This window comes from Pseudoalteromonas sp. S3776 (assembly GCF_005886915.1).
In the GTDB taxonomy this organism is placed as follows: domain Bacteria; phylum Pseudomonadota; class Gammaproteobacteria; order Enterobacterales; family Alteromonadaceae; genus Pseudoalteromonas.
On record NZ_PNCU01000034.1, the window covers coordinates 1 to 20180 of the forward strand.

Genomic DNA, 20180 nt, shown 5'->3' on the forward strand with positions numbered 1-20180 from the left:
CAGTTTCAATTGAGACTCTAATTTGTTTGCCTCGCTACCGAAGTAGGTTGGCTGTTAGAACTCAATCTGTACGAGTGCCCACACAGATGATTGCTTTATATTGTTAAAGAACGTTGCGACGTTGTCGCTAGGGATGCGTATAATACATCCTTTATTTTTCGAGTCAACACTTAATTTTAAACTTTCTTGCGATGATTTAAAACCGAAGTTTTACTTAACTCTCTGAGCAGCTCGCGCCTCGCTATGCGTTGGCGTTCCCCGTCTCAGTGGGGTCGCATTATAGGGAGATTCGAGCGGGGGTCAATGTTTTATTTCAGCTTTTTGACAAATAAATGAATTTAGTATGAAACGCATACAAATAAAGGCCTGCGGGCTGATTTTAGATTAAAAAACGCGCATGTTAAGTCGCTATTTTACAGCTAATATTTGCGCGTTAGAAAAAGCAGTACATTTAGTAATCGCTGTACTGCTTTGTTGGTTTTAATTTGCTGCAATTTGCCATACAGCTATAGAACCTGAGATCTCATTACCGATTATAAGCAGTGGCTCGCCTGTCGCACTTTGTTCGGCAGGTACAAATACCATACCTTCGGGTGCAAGGTCGCCGGTTATATCTGCCCCTTCTATTACACCACGGTTATAAAAGTAATCTTCAAATTGCACATCGTAAGGGTTGGTAATATCGTAAACCATAATCCCGCCCATGCGCTCAAGACCTATAAAGGCAAAAGTGCGTTCGTCTATCGTACCTATTGTTAGCGCTTCGGGTTCTGCGCCTTTATCATCTGAGCGTGTGTCACCTTCGTTTTCATATTCATTATTATTAAAGGCTTCGCCATGTATAGATGCAGTTATACGACCTATCTCGTCGCCTGAGTCAAACACCACCAGCCCATTACTGTCCCAAATGGTAAACGACCGTGCACCATAGGCATACAGCGATTCGTACTGGCCATCGTTATTAGTATCACCTTTTACTGTGCTTACTTTTAAACGACCAATGTCGTTATCGTCGTTATTTAAGTAATCAAAGTTTGCAGCAAGGGTTAAATCTTCAACACGGCTTTCATCTATATATGCAAGGCAACCATCGTCTTTATCGTAATCTAGACCACCTTTTGATATGCAGTCTGCCTCGTCTGTTGTATCAAAGAAGTATTCACGTGCATCACCTTCATTTGCCGACACTATAAAGTTTGCGCCTTTCCAGCTAAAACTTGAGATAGTATCTGGCTGATACACTCCATATAAGCCAGAGTATGATTTAAAATTAACACCGCCGTCTTTATCTGATGCGTCTATTTGCAAGTTAGACCAATCTTTAAACCCTAGCCCTTTTAGTTCAAGAGAGTTATCTTCTAAATTAACGATGGCTAATGCGTTATTTTCTTGAATTGATATATAGGCATATTTGTTATCTTTAGAAATGCTGACGTACTCAGGCTCTAGGTCCATAGCAACCGTTGTATTTATTTCATTTCCATTAATTGTTCGCCCTGTGGGGTTGGCAAAAACTAGCCCTTTCTCTTCAAGCTCGGTTTGTTGATTGTTATATGCAGTAAAATCAATATTGGTGGCCGTATCGGCAATTACGCCATTTTCAATACTAATAACACTGATAGAGCCCTCTGGGTCGATACTGTAATCGCCGTTAGGTTCGCCCTCATTGGCAACAACTACTTTTGCCCCATTATGACTAAAGGTCACCATGTCTGGTAAAAAGCCGGCTGTTACATTTTTAATAAACAGCGGTGCATCGCCGCTAATATTGTAAAACGCTATTTGACCCGCTTCACCCACGGTTTTTGCAGCCATTGCAACAGCCAGTAATTGGTTATTTTCATCTATTGCTATGCTGTTCGCATCGCCTGGGGTGCTATCATTTAAGTTAAGGGTAATTGCTGATGCAAGGTTAGTTGCACTCACTGTTCCTTCGTTATCTTGAACGAGTGCGGCAGTATCAAAGGCATCGGCGGGTATAATGTTCACTACTGCTTCATCACCAGAGCTATTAATAGCGTAAATCCATTTTTTAGATGCTTGATAAGCCACTATTTCAGCCGCTCCCTCAGGGCTTTGGGCATTAAGTACAGCGCGGCCTATTAAACTTATATTTAACGCAGAGTTTGCATTGGTGCCGTTAGTCCCATTTTGACCCGCTGTGCCTTGCTCCCCTTGGATACCTTGCGTGCCGTCTTGGCCGTCATCTCCATCTAGTGAGCAACCTGTTAATATTGATATGAGTGAAAGTGCTATAAGTGACCTTTTTAACATTGTTATTTTCCTTAGTGTTGTATTAGTTAAATATCAACACACAGGGATGACAACAGTATGGCATTTTTATTTATAGAATATTTAGACAATAAAAAAGCGAGTTATAAAACTCGCTTTAAATAGGGCTTGGCCTGTTACTCATTTAAGTGGACTGGCTGCTACATATTATTTATATAATCATCGCGCCTTTTTCGAGTTATTTTTATAAACTCTTTTAACTCATCAACGGAAGGTTCAATACCTTGTTGATTTTTATGTTCAAACCAATCGGTAACATCACTGATTATGACAGAGCCATCTTGTAAGCATAACTCATCGTTTTTTAACCATACATCAGGAGCACGGAATGAAGGTGCTGTATACCAACTGCAAAAACTATAGCCACGCTTTTCTATACTTGATTCTATATAGGTATTAAATGGTATAATTCCAAAAACCAAAAATAAACAACCGTAAATACCGCTTTGAATGGCTCGTTTGATAGATAACTTAAAACTAAATTTAAACAAAAATTGAATTGCTGCCATAGCAAAATAAAACCAAAACGGAATTAAGGATATTAGCAAAACTTTGCCACTGCTTTCTTTAAAGTAAAACGGGTCTTCACTGCTCATAAAAAGTAATTTATATTCATAATAAAAATTAATACCGATTAGGTAAATAATTACTAAAATAATCAACAACAATAGAATTTTAGAAAAAACTTCATTCTTGCGAGCCTCTTCGTATTGGGGCTCTAATTCTCTCCAAATTAAGAACTTCACTTGCGAGGAACCCTATTAAAAGTAGGTATAGAAAAAAAATTCTTCATAAAATCAACAGGGCTTTCTTTATAAGACTCCTCTAATTGCTGTATTTGATTATTAATTATAATTTTTTTATCTATAATATTTTTTTCAGCGATTCGAAGGCTTTTAACAACATAATCCACGTATGCTGTAGTATCTGAAAAAAACCAAGCAAATAGAAACCCTACGGATACAACGATAATTAAAGGAGCTATAGCAATACCTGCAATTAAAGTCCCACCCATGGCGATTATAGCAGAGCTTGTAGCAATAGCGGCACCAACTACTGCCATGTCGACCGCAATTCCAGCAACTAAGTCATGCCATGTTTTTTGGTCATTTAAAGCTTGGTCGATTGCATGAAATGTCACTGAAATAATTAAACTAATAACGAAGCCGGTTTTCATCGATTTGGCTGCTTCGAGCTTACCCATACCTATAGTGAATAGCTTAGGGTTACTCGCCAAATAACGGGTACCTGTAAGGTGAGCACGTATTCCAGGATAAGAGCTGATAATAATAGCAGGAGAGCCATTGTAAATTTTTATTTTAAACTTACCGAAAGCATTACCTTGGCGCTGCATTGCAGCCGCTATAATGGCTAATGCCTTCATATCATCAAATAGAGGATAAAGGCCTGCGCCTGTCTTTAAAGGATCTTTTATTCGCTCCCACATACTCGATGCTGAGTTTAATATACCATCGATCCATTCAACCGCTTCAGAACGGGATTTACCTTGTTTCATCTTTACAGAAATAATGTAATCAACAAACTCAGCTGAGTTCATTTGAATTAGAGTTACCTGATAAAATACTTTTTATTTTGCTTTGGCGTTGTCTTTCAACGATTGCCCGGCGAGCATAAGCTGACATGTAACACTTCCTTGAGTTATATTTTAATCCATTATCTAATAGTCTAATTAATTAGGAATATTTAGGCAATAAAAAAGCGAGTGTTAAACTCGCTTTAAATATTTAATAAGTAATGATCGTTACTACTTTTTAATTGGTCGTTTCCAGCCCGTTAAATTACGCTGTTTAGAACGTGCTATTGCAAGCTGCTCATCTTCAACGGTACTGGTGATCACAGAGCCTGCACCTATTGTTGCTGTTGCACCAATATTTACAGGAGCAACAAGTGATGAATTTGAACCAATAAAGGCGTTATCACCAATAATGGTTTTTGCTTTATTAACCCCATCGTAGTTACAGGTAATTGTACCTGCGCCTATATTCACTTTTTCGCCAATTTCAGCATCGCCTAAGTAACTTAAGTGGTTTGCTTTAGAACCCTTACCTAAGCGGGTTTTTTTCATCTCTACAAAGTTACCAATGTGCGAGTCTTCTTCCATTACCGCACCTGGGCGAAGACGAGCATATGGCCCAAGCGTACATTTAGCCGCTACGCTTGCATCTTCAATTAGGGTATTCGCTTTTATTACAACGTTATCGCCTATGGTACAGTTTTTAAGTACACAGTTAGGGCCTATTTGTACGTTATTACCAAGGGTTACATTACCTTCAAAAATAACGTTTATATCAATTAATACGTCTTCGCCTGTTTTAACACTGCCGCGTACATCAATGCGGGCAGGGTCGGCGAGGGTAGCACCATTTAACATTAGCTCTTCTGCTTGCCACGCTTGATAAGCTCGTTCAAGGCCTGCAAGTTGTACGCGGTTGTTTGCGCCTTCAACTTCCATTGCATGATCGGGCTGTGCTGAGGTGATTTCTACACCTTCACTGTGCGCCATAGCAACGATATCGGTAAGGTAGTACTCGCCTTGTGCATTATTGTTAGATAGATTGCCTAACCATGTTTTTAAAAGCTTGCCATTTACCGCCATAATGCCGGTGTTTACTTCGCTAATAAGTAACTGCTCGGCGCTTGCATCTTTTTGCTCAACAATACCAACAAGCTTGCCATTTTCGCGCAGCATACGGCCGTAGCCATTAGGGTTAATCAAATTAACGGTTAATACCGCTAAACCATTATTAGGTGTTGCAGCTAATAAGCGCTCAAGCGTTGATTGCTTTGTTAGCGGAACATCGCCGTATAAAACTAATACGGTATCGTCATCGTTAATATGAGGGTTTGCTTGTGCAACAGCATGGCCGGTACCAAGTTGTTCTGCTTGCAGTACCCAATTTACATCGTTATCGGCAAGTTGTTGTTGTAATAGTTCGCCGCCGTGTCCGTAAACTAAATTAGTGGTGGTTGCACCCAGTGCTTTTGTATTATCTATAACATGCTGCACCATAGGTTTACCTGCCACTTTGTGCAGTACTTTTGGTAGAGCAGAGCGCATACGGGTACCTTTACCCGCAGCAAGAATTACTGTTGTTAGAGCCATTAAAACAATTTCCTTTTTTCGTTGTTTTATTGAGTGGTTAATGAAAGTAGGTTGGTCAGATTACGCATGTCACTCCATGTATACATACTCAGCCATATTATAATAAATAATCACTGAATCTATGATAAACACACTGTTCATAATAATTACACTTATTGTAACCAGCTTTGCTAGCCGATATAAGTGTAAAGCCAAATTACAGGCACAAAAAAGCCCACATAAAGTGGGCTTTTAAAAACCGGATAGGCTTACTTACGTAATTGTTGGATTACGCGAAGTTGTGCAATAGCTTCCGCTAGTTGCATAGCTGCTTTTTGATAATCAAATTCAGCAGCTGACGCATTAGCCATTTGGCTTTCTGCATCACGTTTAGCTTGCTCTGCAGCTTGCTCGTCAAGGTCTTCACCACGAACAGCTGTATCAGCAAGTACGGTTACTATGTTCGGTTGAACTTCTAGTGTACCGCCAGCAATGTAGATGAGTTCCTCTTCACCAAACTGCTTAACTAAACGTACCATACCAGGTTTAAGGGCAGTTAGTAGTGGTGCGTGGCCGGCATTTACACCAAGCTCACCTTCACTACCAGATACTTGAATCGATTCAACTAGACCAGAGAACAAGCTCTGCTCTGCGCTTACTACGTCAAGATGTACAGTCATAGCTGCCATACTACCCTCCTAATTACATGCTTTTAGCTTTTTCTTGAGCTTCTTCGATAGAGCCAACCATGTAGAACGCTTGCTCTGGAAGAGCATCAAATTCACCGCTTAAGATGCCTTTAAAGCCAGCAATTGTATCTTTTAGTGATACGTATTTACCAGACGCGCCTGTAAATACCTCTGCCACGAAGAATGGCTGAGATAGGAAACGTTGGATTTTACGTGCACGAGATACAAGTTGCTTATCTTCGTCAGAAAGTTCGTCCATACCTAGGATTGCAATGATGTCTTTAAGTTCTTTGTAACGCTGAAGAACTGTTTGAACGCCACGTGCTGTATCGTAGTGCTCTTGACCAATTACTAATGGGTCAAGTTGACGTGAAGATGAATCAAGTGGATCTACCGCTGGGTAAATACCAAGTGATGCGATATCACGTGAAAGTACTACTGTTGCATCTAAGTGAGCAAAGGTCGTTGCTGGAGATGGATCCGTTAAATCATCCGCAGGTACGTATACCGCTTGGATTGATGTAATTGAACCCGTCTTAGTTGAAGCGATACGCTCTTGAAGCACACCCATTTCTTCAGCTAGTGTAGGCTGGTAACCTACCGCTGATGGCATACGACCAAGTAGTGCAGATACTTCTGTACCAGCAAGTGTGTAACGGTAGATGTTATCTACGAAGAAAAGTACATCGCGACCTTCGTCACGGAACTTTTCAGCCATAGTAAGACCTGTTAATGCTACGCGTAAACGGTTACCTGGAGGCTCGTTCATCTGACCGTATACAAGCGATACTTTATCAAGTACGTTTGAATCGTTCATCTCATGGTAGAAATCGTTACCCTCACGAGTACGCTCACCAACACCTGCGAATACTGAGTAGCCGCTGTGCTCGATTGCGATGTTACGGATAAGTTCCATCATGTTTACGGTTTTACCTACACCGGCACCACCGAATAAACCAACTTTACCACCTTTAGCAAATGGACATACAAGGTCGATTACCTTGATACCCGTTTCTAAAAGCTCAACTGAACTTGATTGCTCTTCGTATGAAGGCGCTGCACGGTGAATAGACATACGGTCTTCTTCGCCGATTGGGCCAGCTTCATCAATTGGCTCACCAAGTACGTTCATGATACGACCAAGCGTTGCTTTACCAACTGGAACTTGAATCGCTTCACCTGTATTTTCTACCGCTGCGCCACGACGTAAACCGTCAGTAGTACCTAGTGCGATAGTACGAACAACACCGCCACCTAGCTGTTGTTGAACTTCTAAAGTCAAACCAGCTAAATCGCCATCTGTTACTTTTAGTGCGTCATATACGGCTGGCACGTTGTCTTGAGAAAACTCAATATCTACAACGGCACCGATAATTTGGACGACCTTACCTAAACTCATGTCTATTCCTCTCGTTAATCTTTGCCTGAAGCATTAAACTGCGGCTGAACCAGAAACAATCTCACTAATTTCTTGTGTGATTGCTGCTTGGCGGGCCTTGTTATAAACAAGCTGTAACTCATCCATAAGGTCGCCGGCATTATCTGTTGCAGCTTTCATTGCAACCATACGGGCAGCCTGTTCAGAGGCAGCGTTCTCAACCACACCTTGGTACACTTGAGACTCAACAAAGCGTACAAGCAAAGACTCTAATATAGCGTCTGGGCCTGGCTCGTATAAGTAATCCCATGTGTGGGCAGATACTTCTTCTTCAGCTTTTGGCAAAGGGAGTAACTGATCTACTGTTGGCTCTTGCTTCATGGTATTAACAAAGTTGTTATATACCAGGAATAAACGGTCAATTTTACCTTCAGAAAATGCATCTAGCATAATTTTTACAGGACCAATTACGTCTTGTACTGAAGGCTTATCTCCAAGGCCTGCTTTTTTAGCAAGCACTTGACCGCCAAAACGTTGAAAGAAGCTAGCCGCTTTGCTACCTAAAGTTGCAAAATCAGCGTCTACGCCTTTTTCTTTCCACGCTTTAATGTCTAATGCAACTTTTTTAAACTCGTTTGAGTTTAAGCCGCCACATAGACCACGGTCAGTAGAGATAACAATATAACCAACTCGTTTTACTTCACGCTCTTCTAAGAACGGGTGAGTAAAATCAAGATTTGCTTGAGCAACACGACCAATTACTTTGCGTAATTTGTCAGCGTATGGACGGCTTGAAGCCACTCGTTCTTGCGCCTTTTTCATTTTAGACGCAGCAACCATTTCCATTGCGCTAGTGATCTTTTGAGTATTTTTAATACTCCCGATCTTGCTTTTAATCTCTTTTCCGCTGGCCATGACTCTCTCTCCGAATCAAGGTGTGCTTTAGTAAACTAAAGCGCACCATTAATAACTAAATTACCAAGTTTGCGTAGACTTGAACTTCTCAAGAAGTTCTTTAAGTTGCGCTTCGATCTCGGCGTTGTAGTTACCAGTTTCATTGATTTGAGCCACAAGCTCTGCGTATGTGCTACTTGCATAAGAAAGTAAAGCCGCTTCGAAATCCATAATCTTAGAGATTTCGATGTCTTGTAAGTAACCTTTCTCAGCTGCAAATAACGACAAAGACATTTCAGCAACAGACATTGGTGCGTACTGTTTCTGCTTCATTAGCTCTGTTACACGCTCACCATGCTCAAGTTGAGCACGAGTAGCATCATCAAGGTCAGACGCGAACTGCGAGAACGCAGCTAATTCACGGTACTGAGCTAGGGCTAGACGGATACCGCCACCTAGTTTCTTAACGATTTTAGTTTGTGCAGCACCACCAACACGCGATACCGAGATACCAGCATTTACTGCCGGACGGATACCTGAGTTGAATAAGTCAGTTTCTAAGAAGATCTGACCATCGGTGATAGAGATAACGTTTGTCGGTACGAACGCAGAAACGTCGCCGCCTTGAGTTTCAATGATTGGCAATGCCGTCAATGAACCAGTTTGTCCTTTCACTTCACCATTAGTGAACTTTTCAACGTAATCAGCGTTTACACGCGATGCACGCTCTAAAAGACGCGAGTGAAGGTAGAATACGTCACCTGGGTATGCTTCACGACCTGGTGGACGCTTAAGTAGTAATGAGATTTGACGGTAAGCAACTGCTTGCTTAGATAAATCATCATATACGATTAATGCGTTTTCACCACGGTCACGGAAGTATTCACCCATAGTACAGCCCGAGAACGGTGCTAAGTACTGAAGTGCCGCAGATTCAGAAGCAGATGCTACAACTACGATAGTATTTGCAAGTGCACCGTGCTCTTCTAATTTACGTACTACGTTAGCAATAGTAGATGCTTTTTGACCAACCGCTACGTACACACACTTAACGCCTGTGTTCTTTTGGTTGATGATTGCATCGATTGCTAGTGCAGTTTTACCTGTTTGGCGGTCACCGATTACAAGCTCACGCTGACCACGACCAACTGGAATCATCGCATCAATAGATTTGTAACCAGTTTGTACTGGCTCATCTACAGATTGACGCTCGATTACACCTGGTGCAATTTTTTCTACAGGTTCAAAACCGTCGTTATCTAAAGCGCCTTTACCGTCGATAGGAGCACCTAGTGTGTTTACAACACGACCAAGTAAGCCAGCACCAACAGGAACTTCTAGGATACGACCAGTTGTGTATACTTTTACGCCTTCAGTAAGGTCAGCGTATGGACCCATAACTACTGCACCAATTGAGTCACGCTCAAGGTTTAGTGCGATAGCATAACGGTTGCCTGGAAGCTCAATCATCTCACCTTGCATACAGTCAGCTAGACCGTGGATGCGGATGATACCGTCAGTAACAGATACGATAGTACCTTCGTTACGAGCTTCACTTACAACTTCGAACTGCTCAATACGTTGTTTGATCAGATCTGAAATTTCAGTGGAATTAAGTTGCATGCTCTTTTTCCCAATTACGATTGTAGTGTTGTGGCTAAGCGGTTTAATTTACCGCGTACTGAGCCGTCGATTACAGTGTCACCCGCCTTAATAATAAGGCCACCAACTACTGCAGCGTCTTCACTACAATTCAGCTTAACTTTGCGTGCGAAACGTTTTTCAAGTGTCGCTACCAGTGACTCTTGCTGCTCTGCAGCAAGAGGGGTTGCCGAAATCACATCTACATCGATTTCTTTGTCATACTCTGCTTTAAACGCAGCGAATAACTGAGCAACCTCAGGCAGTGCAATCAAACGTCTATTTTCAGCCATCACCTTAACTAGGTTCTGACCTTGTTCGTTGAGCTGCTCAGCACATAAGTTAATAAATAACTCAGCTTGTGCAGTAGCAGTAGGCAATCCAGCTAGAATGGCTGATGCTTGTTCATTGCTGGCAACTTCGCCTGCAAAAAACAACATGTCATTCCAGCTTTCAATCGTGCCTTTTTCAACGGCAAGTTCAAAAGCCGCTTTAGCGTATGGGCGAGCGATAGTAGTCAATTCAGACATGCTCATACCCTCCTAATTACAGCTCAGCGACAAGTTTTTCAACGATGTCACTATGTGCGGCTTGATTGATTTCACGCTCTAAAATTCTTTCTGCGCCAACCACTGCCAGAGTTGCTACTTGCTTACGTAGTTCTTCTGTTACACGGTTACGCTCTGATTCGATTTCAGAGTGCCCTTGAGCAATAATTTTTTCACGCTCTTCTTGTCCACGAACAGTTTCTTCGTCAACAATAAGCACGGCACGCTTTTTAGCTTGTTCAATGATATCAGCCGCTTGAGCTTTTGCATCTTTAAGCTGCTCAGCAGCTTTTTGTTGCGCAAGTTCTAAGTCTTTTTCGGCTCTATCAGAGGCAGCTAAACCATCTTCAATTTTCTTCTGGCGAGACTCAATTGCATCATTAAGTGGTGGCCATACATATTTCATACAAAATAGTACAAACACCGTAAACGCAATTAATTCACCGATAAGAGTGGCTGTTATGTTCACGACCGCTCCTCCTTAAAATAGTAAGCTGTTCAAAAAATAAAATTAAAGTACGAACAGGATTACCATTGCGATACCAACACCGATCATTGCTACCGCATCGATTAGACCAGCTAGGATGAACATCTTAACTTGTAATGAAGGTGCAAGTTCAGGCTGACGCGCACATGCTTCTAGGAATTTACCACCCATGTTACCGAAGCCGATAGCAGTACCGATTGCACCGAAGCCGATAAGTAAAGCAACTGCGATGTACTTAAGACCTAATACTAGTTCCATTTTTTTCTCCAAAGTTTCAATTGTTAAAGTTAAATATAAAAAGTGTATAAATTAGTGATTGTCAGAGCTTGCCATGCTTAGGTAAACAATGGTTAGCATCATAAATACGAATGCTTGTAACACGATTACTAAGATATGGAATACAGCCCAAACAAAGTGCAACGGAAGTTGCATTAAACCAACTGCGCCGATAAGTATGAATATCAATTCACCAGCGTATAAGTTACCGAATAAACGCAGTGCTAACGAGAAAGGCTTAGACACTAAAGCGATTGTTTCTAGTAATAGATTACAAGGAATTAAGAAAATCATAGCTACTTTGCTATTAGAGCTAAACGGGTGAAGTGTAAGCTCTTTAATGAAGCCACCAACCCCTTTAATTTTAATAGAGTAACCAATCATCAGAATAAACACACCCAATGCTAATGCAGCGGTTAAGTTTATGTCTGTGGTTGGTACAATTTTCATGTAAACGTCGTGTGAGTCCATGCCAAAGGCTTGCTCACCAACAAAACCGGCAAATGCAGGTAAGAAATCAACTGGGATTAAATCCATTAAGTTCATTAAGAACACCCAAACAAAAATTGTTAAGGCTAATGGAGCAATTAATTTGCTTTTACCATGGTAAGTGTCACGTACGTTGTCACCAACGAACTCAACAATCATTTCAATAAAACATTGAAATTTACCAGGTACTCCTGTGTGTGCTTTTTTTGCGGCGCTACGGAAGATCCATAAAAATATTAGACCTAGTCCGATTGACCATGCGAGGGTATCTATATTCCATGTCCAGAAACCACTGTCTGCACACGCTTTGTTGAAGGCAAGACCTGAGTCGGTCATACACATCTTAGCGTTTGTTAAGTGATGCTGGATATGGCTTGATATAGTAACTTCTTCTGCAGCCATGTTATATCCCAAAGTTAATGTTTAAAAAAAACGGGCGCGAACAATCCACTAAAGAGCACCAATACATAAACACAAAAAAACGGCACTAAAACGACCGTGGTTGACTTGAGTATCAGTGCAAACAATACGATTGTTAGCATAAATTTTAATCCGTTACCGCGTTTTAACGAGGTATACGCTTGATTTGCTTTGCTTGCACCCATATATCTGAATGCATAAAGCGCAAATACTAGGTGAGGAAGTATTGCAACGCTGCTACCAGCAAGTGCTGATGTACTGGCGTTAACTCCCCAACCAACAAAAATAATTACTGCAGCTACAAGTGCTACGATACCCTGAAGACAAATTAATTTAAATGCGGCAAGCCTATAAGGTCTTGCTAACTTATTAGTCACGTTTAGTTAACCTTTATGGCGTTCTAATTGTTAGGGTGTGAAAACTGGCGAAATTATACTTAATCCTACCAGTTTTGCAACTTGAGTAGACGCTTTGTAACACAAAATAGCTACAAATGTCTCTTATTGGACATGTAAAATTTTAATGGTCGGTATTGCTGTGATTTATACGATTTAAAATGCCATCAAGCTCATCTAAGTTGGTGTAAGAAATAACCAATTTACCTTTACCTTTCGCATTGTAATTTATTTCTACTTTAGCCCCTAAGTTGTCGGCTAATTTTTGCTCTAAACGCTTAACATCTGGGTCTTTTTCAGGTGCCTCTTTCGCGACTACCGGCTCTAAAATTGAGCGTACTAATTTTTCTGTTTCGCGAACAGTCAGCGCTTTAGCAACAGCTAATCGTGCAGCGTCAGATTGCGCTTCACCTTCAAGTGCTAATAAACAACGTGCGTGGCCCATTTCTATGTCGCCATGCTCTAACAAAATTTTAACATCGCTATTTAAATTGTTTAATCGTAGTAAATTAGTAACGGTAGTGCGCGATTTACCCACTGCATCGGCAACTTGCTGATGCGTTAATTCAAATTCATTTAATAATCGGTTTAACGCAATCGCTTCTTCCATTGCGTTTAAATCTTCACGCTGAATGTTTTCTATTAGCGCAATGGCAACGGCAGCTTCATCTGGCACTTCTTTTACAATACAAGGTACGCTTTCAAGCTTTGCTATTTGCGCAGCACGCCAACGACGCTCACCAGCAATGATTTCAAAGCTATTTTCTGCAACAGGGCGTACAACAATTGGTTGAATAATGCCTTGTGAGCGAATAGAGCTTGCTAGCTCCTCTAGCGCTTCTTCAGACATATCTTTACGAGGCTGGTATTTTCCTGAATGCAAAAACTCGATAGGCAGATTTTGCAATTCATTCGGAATAGGCTGAGCAACAGCTTGTACAGTTTCAGTCACATTGACTGTGTCTTGTTCCTTGCTTGAGCTTGGCGCTGGTTTTGATGAACTTAAAAGGGCATCGAGTCCTCGGCCTAAACCTCGTTTTTTAGCAGACATGTTATTTTTTTACCTTAAAGTTAGGCGACTACCGGCGCTGTTTTTTCTTTTCTGCGTAGCATTTCACCCGCAAGTGCTAAGTAGGCTTTTGCACCACTTGATGCGCGGTCGTAGTACATTGCTGGTGCACCAAAACTCGGTGCCTCGGCAAGACGTACATTACGTGGGATCACGGTGCGGTATACTTTATCGCCAAAATGTTGTTTTAATTGTTCTGATACGTCATTTGCTAATCGATTACGCGGATCGTACATAGTACGAAGAATGCCTTCGATTTGTAAGTTAGGGTTAACTAACTTAGCAAGTTGCGTAATAGTGTCCATTAATGCAGTTAACCCTTCAAGCGCGTAATATTCACATTGCATTGGTACTAAAATAGAATCAGCAGCAGCCATGGCGTTTACTGTTAACATATTTAGTGAAGGCGGGCAGTCGATAAAAATAAATTCGTATTTATCTTGTATTTTTTCAAGCGCATTACGAAGGCGAACTTCGCGTGCAAACAATTCCATTAATTTTACTTCGGCTGCGGTCACATCGCCGTTGGCCGCTATCATATGATACTCACCCGAGGTTTCAGTGATTATCACTTCATCCATTGGCTTTTCTTCAATGAGTAAATCGTAAATGGTGGCAACATCGCCATACTTGTCTACACCGCTACCCATTGTAGCGTTGCCTTGGGGGTCGAGATCTATTAACAGCACTTTACGCTTCGTTGCAGCCATAGATGCAGCGAGATTAACAGCCGTTGTTGTTTTACCAACGCCGCCTTTTTGATTTGCTAATGCGATGACTTTTGCCACTATGTCTCTGATCCCTAGTCTTTAGAAAGAATAATTAAATGTCGTTGTGCATCAAGCTCAGGCACTACTAGTGAGATTTTCTCTTCAAATTTTACACCCTCAGGTAGCGACTCTAGCTCTTCACTAGGGAACACACCTTTTAGTGCAATAAATTTGCCTGAGTGATCAATTAAGTGTGAACACCAATCAACCATATCTTGCAGTGAAGCAAACGCACGACTGAGTACGCCATCTAATTTAACACTTGGTTGATATTCTTCAACTCTTGACTGCACTGGGGTTACATTATTTAGCCCAAGCTCATGTTTAACTTGCATTAAAAAGCGAACACGCTTGCCTAAACTATCAAGCAACACAAATTGCGTATCAGGTAGTGCAATAGCTAACACAATACCCGGTAAGCCAGGACCTGTGCCTACATCAATATAATGATGACCGGGTAAATGAGATGCAACAACTAAGCTGTCCATAATGTGCTTAATCATCATTTCTTCTGGTAAGCGCACAGACGTTAAATTATACGCTTTGTTCCATTTGTTTAGTAACTCAACGTATTTAACTAATTGCTGTTGTTGTTTTTCGGTTAGCGCAATATCAGTTTGCGCTAACAATGTTGATAATTGTTGCTGTAACACAGTTTACCTTTACCGTTACGCAGTTTTGCGTAATAAGCCTTGCTTCTTCAGATACACTAATAATAGCGAAATCGCCGCTGGGGTGATACCAGAAATACGAGAAGCTTGGCCAATAGTGTCTGGACGCGCATCTGTTAACTTAGCAACAACCTCGTTTGATAAACCCGATACCGTTGAGTAATCGAACTCTTTAGGCAAAATGGTTTCTTCATGACGAAGTTGTTTATTGATCTCATCTTGCTGGCGCGCAATGTAACCTGCGTATTTAGTGTGGATCTCAACTTGTTCAAGTGCAGCTTGGTTTGTAAACTCAGATCCTAATCCATCAATAGCCATTAAATCGTCGTAACGAATTTCTGGACGGCGAAGTAGATCCTCTAAACTTGCTTCACGAGTAAGCGGTGTTTTTAATAATGCGTTTACTTGATCAACCACAGCATGATCTTTATGGATCCAGGTTTCTTTAATACGCTGTTTCTCTTTTTCGATCACTTCCATTTTTTCATTAAATGCCTGCCAGCGCTCATCGTTAACTAAACCAAGTTCACGGCCTTTTTCTGTTAAGCGAATATCAGCGTTATCTTCACGCAGTAATAAACGGTATTCTGCACGGCTAGTAAACATGCGGTACGGTTCTTTTGTACCAAGCGTTGCTAAGTCGTCAATAAGTACGCCCACATAGGCTTCATCACGACGTGGAGTCCACGCGTCTTTGCCTTGCACTTGTAAAGCGGCGTTCATGCCGGCAATTAAACCTTGTGCACCGGCTTCTTCGTAACCAGTAGTGCCATTTATTTGGCCTGCAAAGAATAATCCGTCTATAAATTTAGTTTCTAGTGACTGCTTTAAATCACGTGGGTCAAAGAAGTCGTATTCAATAGCATAACCAGGACGACAAATATGTGCGTTTTCAAAACCATCTATCGACTGCACAATTTGTAACTGCACATCAAACGGTAAGCTGGTTGAAATACCGTTAGGGTAAAGCTCATAAGAAGTTAATCCTTCTGGCTCTACAAATATTTGATGTTTGTCTTTATCAGCAAAGCGCACAATTTTATCTTCTATTGAAGGGCAGTAACGTGGTCCAATGCCTTCAATTACGCCAGAGTACATAGGCGAGCGATGTAAATTGTTACGAATAACCTCATGGGTCTTTTCATTAGTGTAGGTGATATAACACGGTATTTGCTGTGGGTGATCGCTTTGTTTACCAATAAACGAAAATACCGGTGTAGGTGCATCACCTGGTTGCTCTTGCATCTTGCTAAAATCAACTGTACGGGCATCAATACGTGGTGGAGTACCGGTTTTTAAACGGTCTACTCTAAACGGTAATTCACGTAAACGATCAGCAAGTGCAATTGAAGGGGGATCGCCTGCACGTCCACCTTTAAAATTCTCCAAACCAATATGTATTTGTCCACCAAGGAAAGTACCTACAGTTAATACAACGCTTGGTGCGCTAAAACGTAATCCCATTTGGGTTACTACACCAATAACTTTGTTACTTTCAACAATAAGATCATCACACGATTGCTGAAATATTTTTAGGTTTTCTTGGTTTTGTAAGGTGTTTTGAATTGCTGCTTTGTATAAAGCACGATCAGCTTGTGCTCGAGTTGCGCGAACAGCAGGTCCTTTTGAAGAATTTAAGGTACGAAATTGAATACCGCCTTTATCAATAGCTTGTGCCATAGCACCGCCAAGGGCATCAATTTCTTTAACCAAATGGCCTTTGCCTATGCCACCAATTGCAGGGTTGCAAGACATTTGACCAAGTGTATCCATATTATGAGTTAGCAGCAGGGTATTCATCCCCATACGTGCAGCAGCCAATGAGGCTTCAGTGCCTGCATGTCCACCACCTACTACGATAACGTCAAACTTTTCGTGAAAAATCATTAATGGGATCCTACTTAATCAAACCAGTAAACTTCAAAAGGGAGCGTATTCTACCTAGAAATTAGCAGAAGATAAATGATTAAACAGTGGCCAAGATCTAAGTCACTGATCACTTATAATATAAAGGATCTTTTAAAGAGATCTTTTAATACTATTACTACTAGTGATCGGGTTTTCTGTTGATAAGCTCTATTTATTCATTTAAAACATAAAATTAGATCAGATCTAAAGGTGTTAATATGATCGGATCATCAGGCAAATAAGCTCTGATCAAAAAGGGGGTTTATACACAGCCCAATATCGATTGGATCTTATCCCATGGATAAGCATGCTTAAAAATGCAGTTTGATCAGCGGTTATCCACAAAATCTATTAAATTATTAGTAAATTGTGGGTAACTTTGTTTATGCATTTTAACCGATCACATTACTTTAATTGTGTTTTCTCTATCCACGAGTCTAACCACTCAAGCGCGGTATCTTCGGGTAATGCCTCATCAAGAATATTTAATTCAAGCCTTGGCGCTATGCATTTTGCGCCTTTGCTGGCCATTAAACTATTTATATTGCGCCCAGCAAGGTTATAGGTGTCGTAGCTAGTATCACCTAAGCCAATGACTGAGTATTTAATTGCTGACAAGTCACTTTGCTGATTTAGCTGCTCAATAAAGGGTAAAAGGTTGTCGGGGTAATCGCCCGCGCCATAGGTCGATGTGCATATAAGCCATATTGTATTGTGTTGATCAATATCAGATAAATTAGGTTGATCATGTAGTTCAGCACTTATACCTTGGTTATTTAACTCATCACATAGTTGTTCTGCTACATATTCTGCAGATCCCATTTGACTACCCACGATTATATTTACAGAACTCATATTTAAACTGATCACACATTACTTATTTGCCCGCTATGATAACTGAGTTAGGCTTGCAGTAAAGAAAACCTTTGTAATTTTGTATAACTATTTTTGAGTTGTTTTTACTCTTTGTTGAAATTCAATATATAAGCTATTGAATTTAAATGAGTTAACAAAAACTATTTAAATGTAATCTTCTGATCAAGTTGTTGATAAGGTTGGGGAAAGTTCTGCTTAACTACTGCTTTTAGACGATCTAAATATAGCTAAGTTATTGATTTTTTATTATACGTGAGTCCACCAGCGCATGAATTTATATAGCTAGCCTATGGTTGATCATAATGTGGATAGTAATCTTGTTGATAACTCAAAAAGCGATCAAAAAATTATTTTTAAAAACGATCTCTTTAAGCTGATCAGCCTTAAAAAAGTGAAATTGAGTGTAATAAACCACACTTTAATATAGATCGTGACTATTTAAGCGTATAAATGCGCCGCTATTTTTGTTTTATAAGCCATAAAGTAGGCGATTGTGGATAATATTTTTAATTAGTTCCGTTAATTTTTTATGTTAGGCGGGGAGTTTGGCTGGTGGATCAATTAAAAATGGGAGCGTGGGCGTTAATAGTAGCGGTTACTTTTACTAATAAACTCACTAACTTTAGCTAAAATGATCTACTTAAGCTTAGCGTTTAGCGCCATATCAGCACTTTTTTTTAGCTATATAGAGCGCCAATTATACGCTTTACCTGGTGTTTTTTATATTATGAGAGATTAAATAGGTGAGTTGTAAACGCTAAAATTAGGCGCGTTTTTATTTAACTTTAGCCCTTTTTTTAGCTTTTTAAATTTTATACCGAGCATAAAAAAGGGCACAAATGTGCCCTAAAGTAAGTGTTATTTTATGCTGATTTAGCGACTTATTTACCAATACAGAACGAGCTAAATATTTTGCCTAGTAGGTCGTCTGAGGTAAATTCGCCGGTTATTTCATTTAAGTACTGCTGCGTTAAGCGTAGCTCTTCGGCTAATATTTCGCCGGCTACGTGCATTTCTAACTGTGTTTTACCAGTATCTAAGTGATAGGCCGCATGTTCGAGTGCATCTAAATGGCGACGGCGCGCCATAAAGCCACCTTCTGTAGCGCCCTGAAAACCAATACAGGCTTTTAAGTGGTCGCGTACAAGCTCTATACCTTGGGCATTTTTAGCGCTTAAGCTAATTACAGGATATTGTTGGTTTTCATCCATACCTACTGCATCGCCCGATAAATCGGCTTTATTTCTGATAACAGTAACACCCATACCTTGCGGTAATTTTGCCATAAATTCAGGCCAAATTGCGTGTGGGTCGGTGTCGGTGGTGTCGGTGCCATCAAGCATAAACAACACGCGGTCAGCTTGGTTTATTTCATCCCACGCGCGCTCTATACCTATTTGTTCAACACGGTCTGGGCTTTCACGTAGGCCTGCGGTATCGATAATATGCAGTGGCATGCCATCAATATGAATGTGCTCCCGTAGTACGTCGCGAGTAGTACCTGCTATTTCGGTTACTATGGCGGCTTCGCGTCCTGCTAGGGCATTAAGTAGGCTTGATTTACCTGCATTAGGGCGCCCAGCAATAACAACACGCATACCTTCGCGCATAATACTGCCTTGCTTAGCCTGGCTTGTTACTGTGTTTAATTGACTGATGATGGCATCTAAATCACCCGATACTTTGCCATCGGATAAAAAGTCAATTTCCTCGTCAGGGAAGTCAATGGCAGCCTCTACATACATACGTAAATGAATAACTTTTTCTACTAGGGTTTCTATGTGTTTAGAAAACTCACCCTGTAATGACTGTAGGGCGCTTTTAGCTGCTTGCTCTGAGGTTGCATTTATTAAATCGCTTATAGCCTCTGCTTGGGTTAAATCAAGCTTGTCGTTCATAAAAGCGCGCTCAGAAAACTCTCCAGGTTTAGCTAAACGAACCCCCTCTATTTGGCTAATTTCTTTTAATAGCATGTCCAGTACAACGGGGCCGCCGTGACCTTGCAGTTCAAGTACGTCTTCACCGGTAAATGAGTTTGGGCCTGCAAAATAAATAGCGATACCTTGGTCAAGTTGCTCACCACTTAAACTTTTAAAAGGCACGTAGTCGGCATAGCGAAGCTTAGGTACTTTACCTATTATTTTTTCGGCCACGCTTTTAGCAAGGCTGCCAGAAACCCGAATTATACCTACGCCACCACGCCCGGGAGCGGTTGCTTGTGCTGCAATTGTATCTTGATTGATCATGCTATTTATTTGCCAACGAGAGTAACTT

At 40.9% G+C, this 20180-nt stretch carries 19 protein-coding genes; all 19 read right to left on the bottom strand.

The genetic code is table 11. The features are described 5' to 3' along the window. Nucleotides 1-480: 480 nt before the first annotated feature. Complete coding sequence (locus CWC16_RS13710) at nucleotides 481-2274, bottom strand: choice-of-anchor I family protein (protein WP_138541932.1); 1794 nt, start codon at nucleotides 2272-2274, stop codon at nucleotides 481-483. Nucleotides 2275-2432: 158 nt separating this feature from the next. Further along, nucleotides 2433-3038, bottom strand: a complete 606-nt coding sequence (locus CWC16_RS20260) for a DUF1240 domain-containing protein (RefSeq protein ID WP_249929256.1) — start codon at nucleotides 3036-3038, stop codon at nucleotides 2433-2435. Further along, entirely contained in the window at nucleotides 3035-3850 is an 816-nt protein-coding gene (locus CWC16_RS20265) for a hypothetical protein (protein ID WP_249929257.1), read from the bottom strand. The genes CWC16_RS20260 and CWC16_RS20265 overlap by 4 nt, the downstream gene beginning before the upstream one ends. 207 nt (nucleotides 3851-4057) lie before the next feature. Next, nucleotides 4058-5416, bottom strand: a complete 1359-nt coding sequence (gene glmU / locus CWC16_RS13725) for a bifunctional UDP-N-acetylglucosamine diphosphorylase/glucosamine-1-phosphate N-acetyltransferase GlmU (protein WP_138541933.1) — start codon at nucleotides 5414-5416, stop codon at nucleotides 4058-4060. A gap of 248 nt (nucleotides 5417-5664) precedes the next feature. Next, nucleotides 5665-6084 carry a F0F1 ATP synthase subunit epsilon gene (locus CWC16_RS13730; protein ID WP_138541934.1) on the bottom strand — a complete coding sequence of 140 codons (420 nt, stop codon included), beginning with the start codon at nucleotides 6082-6084 and terminating at the stop codon, nucleotides 5665-5667. Between the two features lie 13 nt (nucleotides 6085-6097). Further along, entirely contained in the window at nucleotides 6098-7483 is a 1386-nt protein-coding gene (gene atpD / locus CWC16_RS13735; RefSeq protein ID WP_138541935.1) for a F0F1 ATP synthase subunit beta, read from the bottom strand. A gap of 33 nt (nucleotides 7484-7516) precedes the next feature. Next, nucleotides 7517-8377: a F0F1 ATP synthase subunit gamma gene (gene atpG, locus CWC16_RS13740; protein WP_055016219.1), complete on the bottom strand. Its 861-nt coding sequence runs from the start codon at nucleotides 8375-8377 to the stop codon at nucleotides 7517-7519. Between the two features lie 60 nt (nucleotides 8378-8437). Continuing rightward, on the bottom strand, nucleotides 8438-9979 hold the full coding sequence (gene atpA / locus CWC16_RS13745; RefSeq protein WP_055016218.1) for a F0F1 ATP synthase subunit alpha: 1542 nt from the start codon (nucleotides 9977-9979) through the stop codon (nucleotides 8438-8440). 14 nt (nucleotides 9980-9993) lie between these two features. Further along, nucleotides 9994-10527, bottom strand: a complete 534-nt coding sequence (gene atpH, locus CWC16_RS13750) for a F0F1 ATP synthase subunit delta (RefSeq protein WP_138541936.1) — start codon at nucleotides 10525-10527, stop codon at nucleotides 9994-9996. 16 nt (nucleotides 10528-10543) lie between these two features. Then, nucleotides 10544-11014 (bottom strand): F0F1 ATP synthase subunit B, encoded by a 471-nt coding sequence (gene atpF, locus CWC16_RS13755; protein ID WP_004588072.1) that lies wholly within the window; start codon nucleotides 11012-11014, stop codon nucleotides 10544-10546. Nucleotides 11015-11056: 42 nt separating this feature from the next. Further along, the gene (atpE, locus tag CWC16_RS13760) at nucleotides 11057-11290 is read right to left on the bottom strand and encodes a F0F1 ATP synthase subunit C (protein WP_004588071.1); all 234 of its coding nucleotides are present in this window, start codon (nucleotides 11288-11290) and stop codon (nucleotides 11057-11059) included. Nucleotides 11291-11341: 51 nt separating this feature from the next. Further along, nucleotides 11342-12199 (bottom strand): F0F1 ATP synthase subunit A, encoded by an 858-nt coding sequence (gene atpB / locus CWC16_RS13765; protein ID WP_055016216.1) that lies wholly within the window; start codon nucleotides 12197-12199, stop codon nucleotides 11342-11344. 14 nt (nucleotides 12200-12213) lie between these two features. Beyond that, the gene (locus tag CWC16_RS13770; protein WP_055016215.1) at nucleotides 12214-12594 is read right to left on the bottom strand and encodes an ATP synthase subunit I; all 381 of its coding nucleotides are present in this window, start codon (nucleotides 12592-12594) and stop codon (nucleotides 12214-12216) included. A 142-nt stretch (nucleotides 12595-12736) separates the two neighbouring features. After that, complete coding sequence (locus CWC16_RS13775; protein WP_138541937.1) at nucleotides 12737-13663, bottom strand: ParB/RepB/Spo0J family partition protein; 927 nt, start codon at nucleotides 13661-13663, stop codon at nucleotides 12737-12739. 20 nt (nucleotides 13664-13683) lie between these two features. Next, entirely contained in the window at nucleotides 13684-14469 is a 786-nt protein-coding gene (locus CWC16_RS13780) for a ParA family protein (RefSeq protein WP_004588067.1), read from the bottom strand. Nucleotides 14470-14483: 14 nt separating this feature from the next. Then, the gene (gene rsmG / locus CWC16_RS13785) at nucleotides 14484-15104 is read right to left on the bottom strand and encodes a 16S rRNA (guanine(527)-N(7))-methyltransferase RsmG (protein WP_138541938.1); all 621 of its coding nucleotides are present in this window, start codon (nucleotides 15102-15104) and stop codon (nucleotides 14484-14486) included. 15 nt (nucleotides 15105-15119) lie between these two features. Continuing rightward, nucleotides 15120-17009, bottom strand: a complete 1890-nt coding sequence (gene mnmG / locus CWC16_RS13790) for a tRNA uridine-5-carboxymethylaminomethyl(34) synthesis enzyme MnmG (protein ID WP_138541939.1) — start codon at nucleotides 17007-17009, stop codon at nucleotides 15120-15122. 426 nt (nucleotides 17010-17435) lie between these two features. Further along, nucleotides 17436-17885, bottom strand: coding sequence for an FMN-binding protein MioC (gene mioC, locus CWC16_RS13795; protein ID WP_055016211.1), 450 nt, complete (start codon nucleotides 17883-17885; stop codon nucleotides 17436-17438). 902 nt (nucleotides 17886-18787) lie between these two features. Further along, a complete protein-coding gene (gene mnmE / locus CWC16_RS13800) occupies nucleotides 18788-20152 on the bottom strand; it encodes a tRNA uridine-5-carboxymethylaminomethyl(34) synthesis GTPase MnmE (RefSeq protein WP_055018543.1) in 1365 nt (454 codons plus the stop codon). Between the last annotated feature and the right edge of the window lie 28 nt (nucleotides 20153-20180).